The organism is Salinicola sp. V024 (assembly GCF_052645315.1).
Genome location: NZ_JBQXYB010000002.1, coordinates 445,707 through 462,486, shown reverse-complemented (window position 1 = coordinate 462,486; position 16,780 = coordinate 445,707). Strand labels below are relative to the sequence as shown.

Below are 16,780 nucleotides of genomic sequence, written 5' to 3'. Positions count from 1 at the left end.
ATTGTCGAACACATGATTTCCCGATCGAGGCGCTGCCAGGTTTTCGTTGGCCTGGCAGGCAGCCTGCTACTCTCCGCGCTGCCCGTGACTGCCATCGCGGGCAGCGGCGCCGATGCCCAGGCCAGTGCGCCCCAGCGCACCTTCTGGTCATCGCTGAAACTGCAGAAGCATCGTTTGCCGGACGCCTGGCTTCGCCTGCGCGAGGCGTTTCGTCTATCTCACGAGACGGCCAACCCCCGAGTCGCCGAGTGGCTGGAGTGGTATCGGGAACACCCACAGCACGTCGAGCGCGTGGCGGCCCAGGCCCGCCCCTGGCTGCGCTGGGTTACCCTGCAACTGCGGTCGCGTGATCTGCCCGGCGAGATCGCCCTGCTGCCGTTCATCGAGAGCGGCTACGACCCTACCGCCACCAACCCCGGCGGTGCCGCCGGTCTCTGGCAATTCATGCCCGCCACCGGCGACGCCATGGGCCTATCGCGCACCGCCTGGTACGACGGTCGACACGATGTCGTGGCCGCCACTGGCGCCGCGATGAGCTATATCCGGCAGCAGGCCGACCGCTGGTACGATGGCGACCTGTTGCTGGCACTGGCGGCTTACAACGCTGGCGCCGGCACGGTGAATGCGGCCAGAGAGGCCGCCGCCAATCGCGGCGACCCGATCGATTACTGGCACCTGCGCCTGCCCGCCGAAACCATGGCTTACATTCCGCGCCTGCTGGCGCTGTCCGAAGTGATCGCGGAGCCGGAACAGTACGGTGTGGTGTTACCGGAAATACCCGATAGCGTCCAGTTTGCCCAGGTCCCCACCGACGGCCCGCTGACACTGTCGATGGCGGCCGATCTCGCCGGGGTCGATCCCCAGACGCTTCGCCAGCTCAACCCGGGATTCAAGCGGGCATCCACGCGCCCTCGCGACGATGCCACGATCCTCGTGCCCGTCGGGGTCAAGCAGCGGTTTCTCGCCAACCTGGCAACGCTACCCGCCGCCGAACGAACGGTACTCGACCGCTACCTCGTCAGACGCGGCGACACCCTCTCCGCCATTGCCGCGCGCTTCGGTGCCAGCGTTGCCGAAATCCGTCGTGAAAACGGCCTCGAGGGCAGCACCATCCGTGTCGGACAGACCCTGACGGTTCCGGCCACGGCAATGGCGCAAAACAGCAATGCTCGTCGATAGCGCTTGGAGGTCAAGCGCCGACGGCGTCGGGAAATAGCGCTTTGAAATCACGGCCGTTGCCGGTACAACGTGTCGAAGCGTCGCCGCGCCTGGATGTCGGCATGCCCGGTGCCATAGCGCCTGATGCCCTTGCTGGCACCCGTACAAGATCTGCGACACGTGAGAAAAGGATGTCGACGATGGCTGGATTCCGAGGGTTACTGGCGACGGTCGCGCTGGCGCTGGCCATCGTGTTGCCAGCAGCCGCGCTCGCCCAGCAGCATGACTCTGAAGTAAAGAGCGCTGAAGGAAAAAGCGCCGAGGAAAAAACCACCGCCGAACAAAGCGCCGTGGAAAAAACCGGCGACGTGCCGACCGTTCACGCCATCGCCCTCTACGACGACCCGGGCTTGCCCGCGGACTTCGACCATCTGCCCTACGCCAACCCCGCCGCGCCCAAGGGCGGCACGCTGCGCCGGGCCGCCAACGGCAGTTTCGACTCCACCAACCCGTTCATCATCCAGGGCACGCCAGCCGACGGCCTCAACCAGATCTACGACACGCTGATGGAATCCAGCGCCGACGAGCCGTTCACCATGTACGGATTGCTGGCCGGCGGTATTCGTCTCGATCCCGACCGCCACTGGATGGAAATCGATATCCGGCCCGAAGCGCGCTTTCACGACGGGAAGCCGGTAACCGCCGAGGACGTCGTGTTCAGTTTTCGACTGCTGCGCGACAAGGGTTCGCCGTTCTATCGGGCCTACTACGCCAGCGTCGAATCGGCCTCGGCGCTTGGCGAGCGCACTGTGCGCTTCGAGTTCTCGAACAATCAGTCGCGGGAGCTGCCGCTGATCCTGGGTCAGCTTCCGGTATTACCCGAGCACTACTGGCAGGACCGGGACTTCACCAAACCGACGCTCGGCAAGCTGATGGGATCCGGCCCCTACGAGATCGCTGAAATCGATCCTGGTCGGCGCATCGTCTATCGTCGGGTCGACGACTACTGGGGCCGCGACCTGCCGCTCAATCGCGGGCGTTACAATATTGATCGGCTGATCTACGACTACTTCCGCGATCAGTCCGTGGCGCTCGAGGCCTTTCTTGCCGGCGCACTGGACATGCGCATCGAGAGCAGCGCCAAGAACTGGGCGACCGCCTACGATACCCCGGCTGTCGAGGACGGAGCGATCCAGCGAGTCATCGTTCCAGATGGCCAGCCGGCGGGAATGCAGGGCTACGTCTTCAACACGCGACGCGACAAGCTTTCGGATCCCAAGGTTCGCCGCGCGCTCGGCCTGGTGTTCGACTTCGACTGGATCAACCAGCACCTCTTCTACGGCGCCTATCAACGTACTAATAGCTACTTCCAGAACTCGGAGATGGCCGCCAAGGCCTTGCCGGACGATGCCGAGCTGAAACTGCTCGCGCCCTATCGAGACCAACTGCCCGACGCGGTATTCGACCAGCCGCTTCCGGTCCCCCAGCCGGAGGCACTGCGGCCACGGCTGCGCGAGGCGCTCGATCTGCTCCGCGAAGCCGGTTACGACGTGCGCGACGGCAAACTCGTCAACCTCGCCACCGGCCAGCCGTTCACGCTGGAATTTCTGCTCTACGACAGTCAGTGGGAGCGGATTACCCAGCCGTTCGTGCGCAATCTCGAACGGCTCGGCATCCAGAGCAAGATTCGCGTGGTCGACGTCAACCAGTATCTCGATCGCCTGCGCGGATTCCAGTTCGACATGATCGTCGGCAGCTTCCCGCAGTCGGCCAACCCTGGCAACGAGCAGCGGGACTTCTGGACCAGCGACTATGCCGATGTGCCACAGAGCCGCAACCTGGCGGGCGTGCATGACCCGGTGGTGGACGCGCTGGTCGATCGGTTGATTCAGGCCGACAGCCGCGACGAACTGGACATCGCCTCGCGGGCGCTCGATCGCGTTCTTCGATGGGGTTTCTACGTGGTCCCGCAGTGGAACTTCGACGGCACTCGCGTCGCGGTCTGGGACAAGTTCGACTACCCCAAGCCTTTCCCGCGCTACACTCCCGATTTCACGGTGTGGTGGGTCGACCCCGACCGCGCTCGAGCCGTCACCGCGCGTCAGCGCGGCCAGGAGTGATTGTCGATCATGGCCAGCTATATCGTTCGCCGCCTGCTGCTGATGATCCCGACTCTGCTGGGAATTCTGCTGCTCAACTTCATCATCGTCCAGGCCGCCCCGGGCGGGCCCATCGATCAGATGATGGCGCGTTTCGAAGGGTTGAACAGCAACGCCAGCACCGGTCTCGAAAGCGGCGGCGGTGACGGTAGCAATGGTGGTGGCAACAGCAGCGGCAGCGCGCAGCGACTCCATGGCGTCGACGAACAGCTGCGACAGCAGTTGACCCAGGAATACGGCTTCGACAAGCCGGCCTGGGAACGCTTCGGGCTGATGCTCAAGGACTACGCGACGTTCGATCTCGGCGACAGTCTGTTTCGCGGCCAGCCGGTGATCGATCTGATATTGGATCGACTGCCGGTGTCGATCTCGCTGGGGCTTTGGACCACGCTGCTGGTCTATCTCATTTCGATTCCGCTGGGCATTCGCAAGGCGCTGCGCCACGGCAGCGCTTTCGACGTCTGGTCGTCGGGCGCGGTGGTGGTCGGCTACGCGATTCCCGGGTTCCTGTTCGCCATCCTGCTGATCGTGGTGTTCGCCGGCGGCAGCTACTGGAACTGGTTCCCGCTGCGCGGGCTGACGTCGTCCAACTTCAGCGAGCTGTCGCTGCTCGGCAAGATCCAGGACTATTTCTGGCATATCACGCTGCCGGTCCTCGCCTCGGCCATCGGTAGTTTCGCCACGTTGACCATGCTCACCAAGAACAGTTTCCTCGACGAAATCCACAAGCAGTACGTGCTGACGGCAAGAGCCAAGGGCGCCTCGGAGCGCCGCGTACTGTACGGCCACGTCTTCCGTAATGCCATGCTGATCATCATCGCCGGAATGCCGGCGGCGCTGATCGGCATCCTGTTCACCGGCTCGCTGCTGATCGAGGTGATCTTCTCCCTCAACGGCCTGGGCCTGCTCGGATTCGAGGCGGTCATGCAGCGCGACTATCCGCTGATCTTCGGCACGCTCTATCTCTACACGTTGATCGGGCTGGTGCTCAAGCTGGTCTCGGATCTGACCTACGTCTGGGTCGACCCTCGCATCGATTTCGGCACCCGGGAGTCCTAATGACATCGAGCCGCCGGCATCTGTCGCCGATCACCCAGAGACGCCTGCAGGTCTTCCGTGGCAACCGCCGCGCGGTCTGGTCGCTGTGGATTTTCGGGGTGCTGTTCATCGTCAGCCTGGGCGCCGAGCTCATCGCCAACGACAAACCGATCGTGATGCAGTACGACGGCCACTGGTACGTGCCGCTGTTGGTGGATTATCCGGAAACCGAGTTCGACGGCTTCCTGCCAACGACGGCGGACTATCGCGATCCCGTGGTTTTCGAGCAGATCGCCAGCAACGGCTGGATGCTGTGGCCACCGGTGCCATTTTCGTATCAGACCCTCGATCGCGACGTGCGCGGGCCGGTGCCCTCGCCGCCCGGCAGCCGCCACTGGCTGGGGACCGATGACCAAGGCCGTGACGTGTTTGCCCGCGTCCTCTACGGCTTTCGACTGTCGGTGGCCTTCGCTCTGGCGCTCACCATCGGCTCGATTTTTCTGGGTGTCGTGATCGGCGGCGTTCAGGGTTATTTCGGCGGCAAGGTCGACCTGATCGGCCAACGCGTGATCGAGATCTGGTCCGGGTTGCCGGTGCTATTCCTGCTGATCATTCTCGCCAGCCTGGTCGAGCCCAACATCTGGTGGCTGCTGGGCATCATGCTGCTGTTTTCGTGGCTGGGTCTGGTGGATATCGTGCGCGCGGAATTTTTGCGTGCCCGCAATCTGGAGTACGTCAGAGCCGCTCGCGCCATGGGCTTGCCTTCGCGGTTGATCATGCGTCGTCACGTGCTGCCCAACGCCATGGTCGCCACGCTAACGTTCATTCCGTTTCTCTTCACCGGCGCCATCACCACCCTGACGGCGCTGGACTTTCTGGGGTTCGGGCTGCCGCCGGGCTCGCCCTCTCTGGGTGAATTGGTCGCCCAGGGCAAGAACAATCTTCAAGCGCCGTGGCTCGGCGTTACCGCCTTCATCACCTTGAGCCTGATGCTATCGCTGCTGGTGTTCATCGGCGAAGGGCTTCGCGACGCTTTCGATCCGCGCCATATCCTCACAGCGACCCGGATTCCGAATCCCCCTGCCGCCGGGCCCCAAGCCCCGGCAAACCGACCGCGTCAGGAAAGTCTGCCATGAGCGACCACCGACTCTTCGAACTTCGTCGTCTCACCGTCCGCTTCGGAAGCCACGTCGCGGTCGACTCGCTGGATCTTCACGTCGATCGCGGCGAGACGGTGGCCGTGGTCGGCGAATCCGGCTCGGGCAAGTCGGTCAGCGCGCTGGGGGCGTTGGGATTGCTGCCCGCAGGGGCCGATATCGAGGGCGAACGGCGTTTCGACGGCCGCGATCTCGGCGAATTCTCGCCGCGCCAGTGGAACGCGCTACGCGGCGGCCGGATCGGCTTCGTCTTTCAGGAACCGATGACGTCGTTGAATCCGCTGCACAGCGTTGGCAAGCAGTTGGGAGAAACCCTGCGACTGCACCAGGGGCTGCGAGGTCAGGCCGCCAAGGGCCGCATCCGCGAACTGCTGACGCAGGTCAAGCTGCCCCGGGTCGATGAGCTGATGGCGGCATGGCCCCACCAGCTTTCCGGCGGGCAGCGCCAGAGGGTGATGATCGCCATGGCGATCGCCAACGATCCGCAGCTACTGATCGCCGATGAACCCACCACCGCGCTGGACGTGACGGTTCAGCAGGAGATTCTGGCGCTTCTGGACGATCTGCGTGATCGTTACGGTATGGGTCTACTGTTGATCAGCCACGATCTCAACCTGGTGCGGCGTCATGCCGGTCGCGTGGTGGTCATGCGCCACGGTGAATGCGTTGAAGCCGGGCCGACAACCGATGTTTTCGACACACCGCAGAACGCCTACACGCGTCAGCTGATCGACGCGATACCCGCCGGCCGGCCGCTGCCCGTGCCAGAGAATGCCGCGACGCTGCTGAGCGCCAACGATGTGGGCGTCACCTTTGCCCGGCCCAAGCCGTTTCTGCGCCCCGGGCCGCCCGCTTTCGTCGCGGTCGAGCCGCTGTCGCTTCAACTGCGTGAGGGAGAAACACTCGGCGTGGTGGGTGAATCCGGTTCCGGCAAGAGCACCCTGGCGGCTGCCCTGATTCGCCTGCTGCCGGCCAGCGGCGAGATCCATTTTGACGGCCTGCGCCTGGATTCATTGAGCGGTAACGCGCTCCGGCGCCAGCGACGCGGCTTCCAGATCGTATTTCAGGACCCCTACGGCTCGCTGTCCCCGCGCATGCCGGTCGCCGATATCATCAGCGAAGGGCTGCGCTTTCATCACCCCGAACTCGACGCGTCGATCGTGACCGAACGGATCGCCGAAGCGCTACGGGAAGTCGACTTGCCGCCGGATTGCGGCCACCGCTACCCGCACGAGTTTTCGGGCGGCCAGCGCCAGCGTATCGCCATCGCTCGCGCCTTGATTCTCAAACCCCGGCTACTGGTACTCGATGAACCGACATCGGCGCTGGATCGCACGGTACAGAAGCAGCTGATCGAACTGCTACGCAGCGTCCAGGCCAGGCATGGCCTCAGCTACCTATTCATCAGCCACGATCTCGCTGTGGTACGCGCGATGGCCCATCGGATACTGGTACTGAAAGAGGGCAAGGTCGTCGAACAGGGCCAGTGCGAAACACTGCTCGAAGCGCCCCGCTCGGCTTATACCCGAGCGTTGATCGACGCTTCGTCACTGGCCTGATGACTGCTTTTAAGAAGTTGCGTTATCGTTAAGTTTTGAAAAAAGATAACGGTATAAACTTTGACCTTGTAACAGATGGAGAAGTGACCAACGGCAACATCGTTGGCCCGAAGTCCGGCAATCGTCCCTAGAACGCGGCAATTTCCTCCGGCCGCAGATACCGGCACTCCCCCGGCTCGAGATCGGGATCGAGCTCCAGCGGGCCGATCGCTTCGCGATGCAGTGCCTCGACCGTATGCCCCACCGCGGTCAGCATGCGCCGGACCAGGTGGTAACGCCCCTCGGTGACACCGATCAGCACTTCGGTGTCGCTGACGGCCTCGAAGGTTGCCGGTCGGGTCGGCCGGTCGTCACCGTTCAACTCGACGCCCTCGGCAAACCGCTCCGCAATACGCTCTGCCTCGCCCGCTGCCAGCGGTTCACCCAACGTCGCCCGATAGCGCTTCACGCAGGCGCGGTTCGGCGACGTCACGCGGTGCGTCCACTTGCCATCGTCGCTGATCAGCAGCAGGCCCGAGGTGTCGAGATCCAGCCGCCCCACCGGATGCACCCGCTCGATCTGCGGGATATCGATCAGACTCAGCACGGAAGGATGATGCGTCGGTCGCAACGAACACTCGACGCCGACCGGCTTGTGCAACATCAGATAGCGCCAACCGACCCGCTCCAGGGTGTCGCCCTGCCATCGCACCACCTGATCGTCGGATACCTGATATGAGGCATCTCGCGTGACTTCGCCGTCGACGCTGACTTCGAACTGACGCAGCGCACGCTTGGCCTGGCTGCGCGTGAGCTCCGTGGCTTCGCTAAGAAATCGATCCAACCGCATGAATTTGAAAACCCCTGGCTCGCGGCAGGCTCACAGCCATCCGCGGTATTTGAAATAGAGATAAGGTGAAATGCCCGACAACGCCATCAAGCCGATCGCCATCGGATAGCCGAAGCTCCAGGTAAGTTCCGGCATCACGTCGAAGTTCATCCCGTAGATACTGGCGATCATCGTCGGCGGCAGGAACACGACCGAGGCGATGGAGAAGCTCTTGATGATCTGGTTCTGCTCGATGTTGATGAAACCCTGGGTGGTATCCATCAGGAAGTTGACCTTGTCGGACAGGAAGGTGCTGTGGGACATCAGCACCTCGACGTCCTGCAGCGCCTCCTTGGCCTGCTCCTGCAGCTCGCCATAATAACGCAGATGCCGGATGAGGAAATAGAGCGAGCGCTGCGTGTCCATCAGACACAGGCGTATCTTGCCGACGATATCCTCGACCTTGGCCAACTGGTCGATCGCCTCCTCCAGATCGGCATCCTCGATCTCCAGTACCATGTGGCTGACCTGTTCGAGGTCGCGGTGCATGTCCTCGATGCCGTCGGCCAGGTTTTCTACCTTCTGTTCGAACAGCGTGACGATCAGCGATTGCGGCGAGGCCGCTTTGACCTGACCGCGCCGCGCTCTCAGCCGGAACAGTCGAAAATCGGCGAGATCGTCCTCGCGCAGCGACAGCAGGCGCTGGGGTTGCAGGATGAAAACCACCGTATTGGTCTGATGCTTGCCTTCGTTGCGTGCCAGAAACAGTGAGTGAACGTGCAGCCCATCGGTATCGGTAAAGAAGCGCGCCGAGGATTCGATCTCCTCGATATCGGTATTGGCGGGCAACTCGTCCGCGAGAAAGGGTTTCAGTGCCGCGCGGTCTTCGTCGTCGAGATCATAGGCATCGATCCAGTTGGCTTCCCACAAACGTGCGTCGATGGGGCCTTCACTGAGCTCTCTGAAATCGTTCTGATCGAGGCGAAAGGTTCGGATCATGGCCCATCCTTACTCATGCAGGTCGTCATCGGAATCGGCCAACGCAAAGCCATCTGCGTCTCTCCAGGCGGGGAATTTATCGCGAAACGATGACAGTGCCGATCCCGACAGCGTTACCGTCTCGACGAATCCCTCGTCTACCGGATGATCGGCCAGCGGCTCGCCCTTGAAGTCCACGACCATCGAATCTCCGGCGTAGGGCAAGCCATTGCCATCTTCGCCGACACGATTGACCCCGACGACATAGCTCAGATTCTCGATCGCACGGGCCTTTAGTAGCGTCCGCCAGGCGTGTCGACGTGGGGCCGGCCAGTTGGCAACGCACAGCAACACATCGTATTCGAATGGCTGCTCGGCAGTCGGCTGCTGACGGAGCCAGACCGGGAACCGCAGGTCGTAGCAGACCGACAGCATGACACGCATGCCCTTGACCTCGACGATCTGACGTCGCGAGCCGGCGGCGTAGTGTCTCGGCTCGTCGCCCATCCGGAACAGGTGGCGCTTGTCGTAAACCGTTGCCCGCCCTTCCGGCGTCATCCACATCAGCCGGTTGTAGCAGTTACCGCCTTCAGCGATCGCCAGACTCCCAGTCACGATGCAATCCCGCTCACGTGCCTGGCGGCGCATCCACTCGAGCGTCGGGCTCGAATCGGCGGGCTCGGCCATGAGTTCGGCATTCATGGTGAATCCGGTGGCAAACATCTCCGGCAGCACGATGACATCGGTCTGGCTGCCGTCCAGCGTTCCCATACGGCTATCCAGCAGGCGACGATTGGCTGCCGGATCCTCCCAGTGCAGCTCGCTCTGCACCAGACTCACGCGTAGTTCAGTCATGGAATTCCTCGTTCGAATCGTATTGCACACCGCCCGCGGGCAAACTTCGGGCCAGCGTCATCAGGCGCGGCGGCCGAGAGGTACGGGTCATGATAGATTACGGATTCACGACACGGAGCGTCGAACATGGCTGGTTCTTCTACGGAGACTTCTCGAGTACCGACGACCGATACGGCTTCTGCCGCATCGTCGCCAATCCCAAGCGAGGCGCGTCGCGGCGTCATGTTCGGCGTTGCCGCCTACGCCATGTGGGGATGCTTCCCGCTATTCTTCTCGCTGTTCGACGGCGTACCGGCATTCGAAGTCCTGGTGCAGCGAATTCTGTGGTCCTGTGCCTTTTTGCTTGTCGTGGTCACGCTGATGGGTCGCTGGCCGGCACTGCGCCGGAGCTTTCGAAGCTCCCGGGAACTGGCTCGCGGACTGGCCTGGAGTCTGGGTTGCGCGCTGCTCATTGCGCTGAACTGGGGGCTTTATATCTATGCGGTGGAAACACACCACGTGCTCCAGGCGAGTCTGGGCTACTTCATGACACCGCTGGTCAACGTGGCGCTGGGAATGCTGGTGCTGCGTGAACGGCTGAGCCGCTGGCAGATGCTGGCGATCGGTCTGGCGCTGGCAGCCGTCGTGCTGCAGCTGGTGATGCTGGGGCGATTGCCCTGGATCAGCCTGGTGCTCGCGATGACGTTCGGCACCTACGGCCTGCTGCGCAAACGCGTGGCGCTGGATGCGCTCTCGGCCCTGCTGGTCGAAACGAGTCTGCTGCTGCCGTTGAGCCTGGTGGCATTGGTGTGGCTGAGCTGGCATGGCCAGTCCCACTTCGGAGACGGTGCCGGGACCACCGCACTGATGATCGTCAGCGGGGTCATCACCACCCTGCCGCTGCTCGCCTTTGCCGGCGCCGCGCGGCGATTGACGCTCTCCACCGTCGGCTTTCTGATGTATCTCAACCCCACACTGCAATTCCTGCTGGCGCTGTGGGTGTTCGGTGAGCCGATTTCCGCCTCCCAGTTGATCACCTTCGTACTGATCTGGATCGGGCTCGGCTTCTACTCGGTGGACACCTGGCGACGGCATCGCCAGCACCCCGCCTGAACGACGGCAAAGGCCTGCCGTCAGTTAAGACGGCAGACCGCGTCGAAGCGCCGGCAGGAGCGGAACGCGGTTTTAGACCTGCAGCCCCATTATTTCCTTGTAGGCGGTCACGAGGCGGTTACGCACCTGCACGCCCATATCGAAGCCCACGCTCGCCTTCTGCATGTCGATCATCACGTCGTTCAACGCCACGTTCGGATCGCCGGCCTGGAACGACATCGCCTGTTGATTGGCGGTCTGCTGCATCTGGTTGATTCGACCGAGCGATGCCTGAAGCTCACCAGCGAAGCTACCGCCGGTCTCGGCGGTCGGAGCCAACGGACTCGCGCTCTGACCGCTTGCCTGGGCCGACAACGCCTGCATCTGCTGAAGCGCCGCCTGGATGGCTGGAGCACTCATGGAGTTTTCCCTGTGTGACGGTTTGACTACAAGACGATTCTCTATCCGCACGACAGCTAATCGCAGCCGCGGTTCTAGGCAGCGGCTCTTTGCAGTAGCGACTCACTGCAGCAGCGGCTCTTTATCGATAGCGAACGCGCTCAAAAAAGCTGCCGATGGATTCGACGCTCGCAGCCTATCAATAGCCAGCCAATCACTATCGCGGTAAATGCGTGTGAAAACACCGGCTTTTCCTACCTTCACGGTTAACAGAGCGACACATAATGGCTGCCATCAAATTTACGCCCCGGTCTTGGCCGCATCGGACGGACGCTCCGAGCGGGTCGAGTCACGGATGAGCAGACGCGTTGCAGGGAGCAGACTACTGCTATGTTGTCTAGTCGTACCAGGTTGACGGATCGCGCCCCGATGGGTCGCGCCCTCTCGATGGAACACCTCAGGTCGTTGGATCGTACCGCGTGCCTTGATCGGAGCCCGACATGAGCACGGCCGCGTCGCCCAACGACACCCAAGGTTCAGGCAACGCCTCCGCCCGGGCTTCGAATCGGCAAGCCGATTCGGGGACGACCGCTGGCGGCCGCGACTGGTTGAGCAAGCTGCAGACGAATCCGCGCATCCCGCTGATCATCGCCGGCGCCGCTGCCGTGGCGATCGTGATCGCGCTGCTGCTGTGGGCTCGCAGCCCGGAATATCGCGTTCTCTATTCGACACTGACAGACGCCGATGGCGGCCGGATCATCAACCAGCTCGATGCCATGGGCGTGCCCTACGAATTCAGCGAGGGCGGCCAGGCGCTGCTGGTCCCTGCCGATCAGGTCCGTCCGATTCGTCTGAAGCTGGCCGAACAGGGTCTGCCCGAGGCCAGCGGCGTCGGCTTCGAGCTGATGGACGATCAGGCTTTCGGTATCAGCCAGTTTGCGGAACAGATCAACTATCAGCGTGCTCTCGAAGGCGAACTGGCGCGCACCATCGGTACGCTGGGCAGCGTCGCCCGCGCCCGAGTGCATCTGGCCATGGCCAAGCCGTCGGTCTTCGTCCGCGAGAGTCAGCCCGCCACCGCCTCGGTGGTGCTCGACCTGCAACCGGGTCGCGTACTCGGCGAAGGCCAGGTCAACGCGATCGTCCACATGGTCTCCAGCAGCGTCGCTCAGCTGGCCGTCGATGATGTCACCGTGATCGATCAGAACGGCGACCTGCTGAGCCGGCCGAGCCATGACGCCAATCAGCTCGACGGCAGCCAGCTCGATTATGTCGGCAATCTCGAGAATCAATACGCCGATCGCATCGAGGCGATCCTGGCACCTATCGTCGGTGCGAGAAACGTGCGGGCCCAGGTCACCGCGCAGATCGATTTTTCTCAGCGGGAACAGACCTCGGAGCGCTACGGCCCCAATCAGTCTCCCCACGACGCCGCAGTGCGCAGCAAGCAGAACAGCGTGTCGTTCCAGAGCAATAGCGATCTCGCCATGGGCGTTCCCGGCGCGCTGAGCAATCAGCCGCCGGGGGTGGCCACCTCGCCGATCAACGATCCGGCCACGCAGGCCCAGAACGCAGACGACGACGCCGATCAGGCGGATGACGCCACTACCGACGATACGGCCCAGACGGACGACAACGGCACCGATACCGGCCAGGGCCGTCGCGACAGCACCATCAACTATGAAGTCGATCGAACCGTCGATCACGTCAAACAGCATAGCGGCGGCATCGATCGTCTCTCGGTCGCGGTCGTCGTCAACTACAAAGACGGCGTGGACGACGAGGGCAACCCGACTCAGATCGCCCTGAGCGATACCGAGATGGATCAGATTCGGGGACTGGTGCGTCAGGCGATGGGGTTCTCCGAGACGCGCGGCGATGCTCTCGAAGTGGTCAACAGTCCGTTCCAGATCAAGACTTCGGATTTCGTCGCTCAGCCTTGGTGGCAGAGGCCGGCAGTCTGGGACCTGGCCAAGAGCGCGCTCAAGTATCTGCTCGTGGCCCTGGCCGCCCTGTTCCTGTGGTTCAAGGTGCTGAAACCATTGATCCGGCGTCAGACCCCGGAGCCCATCCCGGCACCCGCGGCAGCGCCCGCAGCTCCCCCCTCCGGTGCAGCGGCCGCGGCCGGCGCCGCGAACTATCAGACCGTCAGCGATGCTGGCGGCGGCAGCGCCGCGAAAAGCCGCGAGCGTAACCGGCGCAGCGCCTCGAATTACGAGCAGGACCTCAAGGACGTTCGTGAAATGGCACAAGAAGATCCGCGCCTGGTCGCCATGGTCGTCAGAAGCTGGATGGAAAAATCATGACGCTGGAAATGACCGGCGCCCGACGTGGCGCCATCCTGTTGCTGTCGCTGGATGAGGACAGCGCCGCGGAGGTGTTCAAGTACCTCTCCACCCGCGAAGTACAGGACATCAGCCAGGAGATGGCCAAGCTCGGACAGGTCTCCCATGAGGAAATGGCAGCGGTGCTGCGGGACTTCCATGACGAGGCCGAGCAGTTCACCGCCATCAACCTGCACTCCAACGACCATATTCGCGCGGTCCTGACCAAGGCCCTGGGTAGCGAACGCGCCAGCAGCCTGATCGAGGATATTCTCGAGACCAACAATGCGTCCTCGGGCATCGACTCGCTGAACCTGATGGAAGCGTCGATGGTCGCAGAGTTGATCCGCGACGAGCACCCCCAGATCATCGCCACGATCATGGTCCACCTGGAGCGCTCCCAGGCGGCGGACATACTCGAGCTGTTCGACGAAAAATTGCGCGACGACGTCATGTTGCGTATCGCCACGTTCAGCGGCGTGCAGCCGGCGGCGCTGCAGGAACTCACCGAAGTGCTCACCTCGATGCTCGACGGCACCAACCTGAAGCGCAGCAAGATGGGCGGCGTCAGAACCGCGGCCGAGATTCTCAACCTGATGAACACCGCTCAGGAAGAGCAGGTCATCGACGTCGTCCGCGCGCACAGCGAGGACCTCGCCCAGCGCATCATCGACGAAATGTTCCTGTTCGAGAACCTGCTGGACATCGACGATCGCGGCATCCAGATGATCCTGCGCGAGGTCGAGACCAACTCTCTGGTCATTGCGCTGCGAGGGGCCGAGGAGGCACTGATCGACAAGTTCACGCGCAACATGTCCCAGCGCGCGGCCCAGCTGATGCGCGAGGATATGGAAAACCGCGGGCCGATTCGGCTGTCGCAGGTCGAAAACGAACAGAAAGCGATTCTGGGTACGGTGCGCCGTCTTGCCGATTCCGGCGAGATCGCCTTGAGCGGTGGCGACGATGGCTACGTCTGATCGACGCAACCCGCCGGCTCTCGAGACCACCGGTGAGTGGCATCGCTGGCAGATGGAAGATCTCGGCCACGAACACACGTCGGACACCGGACACCCCGTCTTCGATGCCGAGGCGCAACGTCAACGCCGGCAGCAGGAGGCAGACGCCAGGGCGCGTCAGGTAGCCAGCGAAAAGGCCGAGCGCGAAGGCTTCGAGAGCGGCCACCGCGAGGGCCACGAACAGGGCTACCAGGCGGGGTATCAGGAAGGCCTGGAAGCGGCCAACGCCGCCGCCGAGCTGGAGTTCCAGAAACGTCTGGAAATGACTCTGAATCCCCTCGCCGAGCTTGCCGACAACTTTCGTCATGCCTTGACGTCACTGGATACCGAAGTCGCCGACCAACTGATCGAGCTGGCCCTCATTACCGGGCGCCAGCTGGCAGGGGAATCTCTCGCCGCCAACCCCGACCAGATTCTCAGCGTGGTGCGCGAGCTGCTCGATGCCGACACCACGTTGAACGGCAAACCGCGCCTATGGCTGCATCCGGCGGATCTCGAACTGGTGACGGCGGCGATGGGGGAAACGCTCGCGGCCAGCGGCTGGGAGTGCCATCCCGATCCGGCGCTCGAACGCGGCGGCTGCCGTGCCACCAGTGCCGGCGGCGGCCTCGACGCCAGCCTGAGCACCCATTGGAAGGCGATTCTGGGTCAGCGCCGCCAACGCAAGGCACCGTCGGTCAGCGAAAGCCCCGAGCCCCCGACGGAGCCGGACGCCGAGGATGAGGCCGATGATGAGTGACCCGGCCTCCACCCAGGCAGACTCAGGGGACTCCCCTCACCATCAACGCTGGCGTCAAGCCCTGGCCAAGATCAGCCATCGGGTGGAATCACTCTCCCACTATCGCTACGAGGGTCGCGTCACCCGCGCTACCGGTCTGGTTCTGGAAGCGGTCGGCATCAGCCTCCCGCTGGGCAGTGCCTGCCTGATCGAACTCTCGGCCGGCAATGGCAGTGGCGACGACGAACGCTTCGCCGAGGCCGAAGTGGTGGGCTTCTCCGGCGACAAGCTCTTCCTGATGCCGTTGGCCGACACCAGCGGTCTCTTGCCCGGTGCCCGTGTACTGGCGCTAAGCGGCAATCGCCTGGATATCGCCAGCGCACGTCGATTTCCGCTGGGGGATGGCCTGCTGGGTCGTATCGTCGACGGCAACGGCCGCCCGCTGGATGACCACGGCCCGCTGGAACAGGCCCCGCACGCTCCGCTCGAGACGCCACCGATCAACCCACTGTCTCGCGCGCCCATCGATACCGCCATCGATGTCGGCATTCGCGCCATCAATGGCCTGCTGACCGTCGGCCGCGGTCAACGCATGGGCTTGTTCGCCGGCTCCGGGGTCGGCAAGAGCGTGCTGCTGGGAATGATGGCCCGCTTCACCGATGCCGACGTGATCGTCGTCGGCCTGATCGGCGAGCGTGGCCGCGAAGTTCAGGACTTCATCGAGAACATCCTCGGCGAAGATGGCCTGGCACGCGCCGTGGTCGTTGCCGCCCCGGCCGACACCTCGCCGCTGCAACGCATGCAGGGCGCAGCCTACGCGACCCGCCTGGCCGAGGATTTTCGCGATCAGGGCCGCAATGTCCTGCTGATCATGGACTCACTGACCCGCTACGCCATGGCCGCGCGCGAGATCGCCCTGGCCATCGGCGAGCCGCCGGCGACCAAGGGCTATCCGCCCTCCGTCTTCGCCAAGCTGCCCGGTCTGGTCGAACGCGCCGGCAACGGCAAGCGCGGCGGGGGATCGATTACCGCGTTCTACACCGTGCTGACCGAAGGCGACGACCAGCAGGATCCGATCGCCGACTCCGCACGCGCCATTCTCGATGGCCATATCGTGCTTTCCCGCCAACTGGCAGAAAGCGGCCACTACCCGGCCATCGATATCGAAGCCTCGATCAGCCGAGCGATGCCGGCGGTGGTCGAAGCCAAGCGCTTGCGCCAGGCGCAGGGATTCAAGCAGATGATCTCCCGCTACCAGCGCAACCGCGATCTGATCAACGTCGGCGCCTATATCAGCGGTCAGGATCCGCAGCTTGACCGCGCGGTCGCCCTGTATCCGCGGCTCGAGTCGTTCCTGCAGCAGGGTATGAACGAGATCGCGGAGCTGGCGCCCACCCATGCCGACCTGGACCGACTCATCCCCATTGCCGACTGACTTACCGGATTCGCTCACCTCTCCTCGCCTGTCCGGCTGATGGAATAGTCGCCTTTTCTAGCGTTTCTCGAGCGTTTGCCACGCCGCCCGGGCGGTCACAATGGC

The 16,780-nt window shown here is 63.3% G+C and carries 14 protein-coding genes; 10 read left to right on the top strand and 4 right to left on the bottom strand.

Going from position 1 to position 16,780, the window contains the following annotated elements:
- The first annotated feature begins 12 nt into the window (after nt 1-12).
- The 5 genes from ACUN9V_RS05560 to ACUN9V_RS05540 all read left to right on the top strand — a co-directional run bounded on the left by ACUN9V_RS05560 (nt 13) and on the right by ACUN9V_RS05540 (nt 7,071).
- The gene (locus ACUN9V_RS05560) at nt 13-1,179 is read left to right on the top strand and encodes a transglycosylase SLT domain-containing protein (RefSeq protein ID WP_445510654.1); all 1,167 of its coding nucleotides are present in this window, start codon (nt 13-15) and stop codon (nt 1,177-1,179) included.
- A 179-nt stretch (nt 1,180-1,358) separates the two neighbouring features.
- The gene (locus ACUN9V_RS05555) at nt 1,359-3,278 is read left to right on the top strand and encodes an ABC transporter substrate-binding protein (RefSeq protein WP_445510653.1); all 1,920 of its coding nucleotides are present in this window, start codon (nt 1,359-1,361) and stop codon (nt 3,276-3,278) included.
- Nucleotides 3,279-3,287: 9 nt separating this feature from the next.
- Nucleotides 3,288-4,376, top strand: a complete 1,089-nt coding sequence (locus ACUN9V_RS05550) for a microcin C ABC transporter permease YejB (RefSeq protein WP_445510652.1) — start codon at nt 3,288-3,290, stop codon at nt 4,374-4,376.
- Complete coding sequence (locus tag ACUN9V_RS05545; RefSeq protein ID WP_445510651.1) at nt 4,376-5,491, top strand: ABC transporter permease; 1,116 nt, start codon at nt 4,376-4,378, stop codon at nt 5,489-5,491. The genes ACUN9V_RS05550 and ACUN9V_RS05545 overlap by 1 nt, the downstream gene beginning before the upstream one ends.
- Nucleotides 5,488-7,071: an ABC transporter ATP-binding protein gene (locus ACUN9V_RS05540; protein ID WP_445510650.1), complete on the top strand. Its 1,584-nt coding sequence runs from the start codon at nt 5,488-5,490 to the stop codon at nt 7,069-7,071. Before ACUN9V_RS05545 ends, ACUN9V_RS05540 begins: the two co-directional genes overlap by 4 nt.
- A 127-nt stretch (nt 7,072-7,198) precedes the next feature.
- On the opposite strand, the gene ACUN9V_RS05535 is transcribed toward ACUN9V_RS05540, so the two are convergent.
- The 3 genes from ACUN9V_RS05535 to ACUN9V_RS05525 are packed head-to-tail and all read right to left on the bottom strand — an operon-like array spanning nt 7,199 to nt 9,712.
- A complete protein-coding gene (locus ACUN9V_RS05535) occupies nt 7,199-7,900 on the bottom strand; it encodes a pseudouridine synthase (RefSeq protein WP_110691837.1) in 702 nt (233 codons plus the stop codon).
- Between the two features lie 30 nt (nt 7,901-7,930).
- Nucleotides 7,931-8,878, bottom strand: coding sequence for a magnesium/cobalt transporter CorA (gene corA, locus ACUN9V_RS05530; protein WP_110691838.1), 948 nt, complete (start codon nt 8,876-8,878; stop codon nt 7,931-7,933).
- Nucleotides 8,879-8,887: 9 nt separating this feature from the next.
- Nucleotides 8,888-9,712 (bottom strand): amidohydrolase, encoded by an 825-nt coding sequence (locus tag ACUN9V_RS05525; RefSeq protein ID WP_445510649.1) that lies wholly within the window; start codon nt 9,710-9,712, stop codon nt 8,888-8,890.
- Nucleotides 9,713-9,838: 126 nt separating this feature from the next.
- On the opposite strand from ACUN9V_RS05525, the gene rarD reads away from it, so the two are divergent.
- Nucleotides 9,839-10,804 (top strand): EamA family transporter RarD, encoded by a 966-nt coding sequence (rarD, locus tag ACUN9V_RS05520; protein WP_445510648.1) that lies wholly within the window; start codon nt 9,839-9,841, stop codon nt 10,802-10,804.
- A gap of 72 nt (nt 10,805-10,876) precedes the next feature.
- On the opposite strand, the gene fliE is transcribed toward rarD, so the two are convergent.
- Nucleotides 10,877-11,203: a flagellar hook-basal body complex protein FliE gene (fliE, locus tag ACUN9V_RS05515; protein ID WP_445510647.1), complete on the bottom strand. Its 327-nt coding sequence runs from the start codon at nt 11,201-11,203 to the stop codon at nt 10,877-10,879.
- 479 nt (nt 11,204-11,682) lie between these two features.
- Between fliE and fliF the strand changes: the two genes are divergently transcribed.
- The 4 genes from fliF to fliI are packed head-to-tail and all read left to right on the top strand — an operon-like array spanning nt 11,683 to nt 16,675.
- The gene (gene fliF / locus ACUN9V_RS05510; protein ID WP_445510646.1) at nt 11,683-13,488 is read left to right on the top strand and encodes a flagellar basal-body MS-ring/collar protein FliF; all 1,806 of its coding nucleotides are present in this window, start codon (nt 11,683-11,685) and stop codon (nt 13,486-13,488) included.
- Nucleotides 13,485-14,483, top strand: a complete 999-nt coding sequence (fliG, locus tag ACUN9V_RS05505) for a flagellar motor switch protein FliG (protein WP_075562351.1) — start codon at nt 13,485-13,487, stop codon at nt 14,481-14,483. Before fliF ends, fliG begins: the two co-directional genes overlap by 4 nt.
- Nucleotides 14,470-15,261 (top strand): flagellar assembly protein FliH, encoded by a 792-nt coding sequence (locus ACUN9V_RS05500; RefSeq protein ID WP_445510645.1) that lies wholly within the window; start codon nt 14,470-14,472, stop codon nt 15,259-15,261. Before fliG ends, ACUN9V_RS05500 begins: the two co-directional genes overlap by 14 nt.
- On the top strand, nt 15,251-16,675 hold the full coding sequence (gene fliI / locus ACUN9V_RS05495; RefSeq protein WP_445510644.1) for a flagellar protein export ATPase FliI: 1,425 nt from the start codon (nt 15,251-15,253) through the stop codon (nt 16,673-16,675). Before ACUN9V_RS05500 ends, fliI begins: the two co-directional genes overlap by 11 nt.
- Nucleotides 16,676-16,780: the final 105 nt, after the last annotated feature.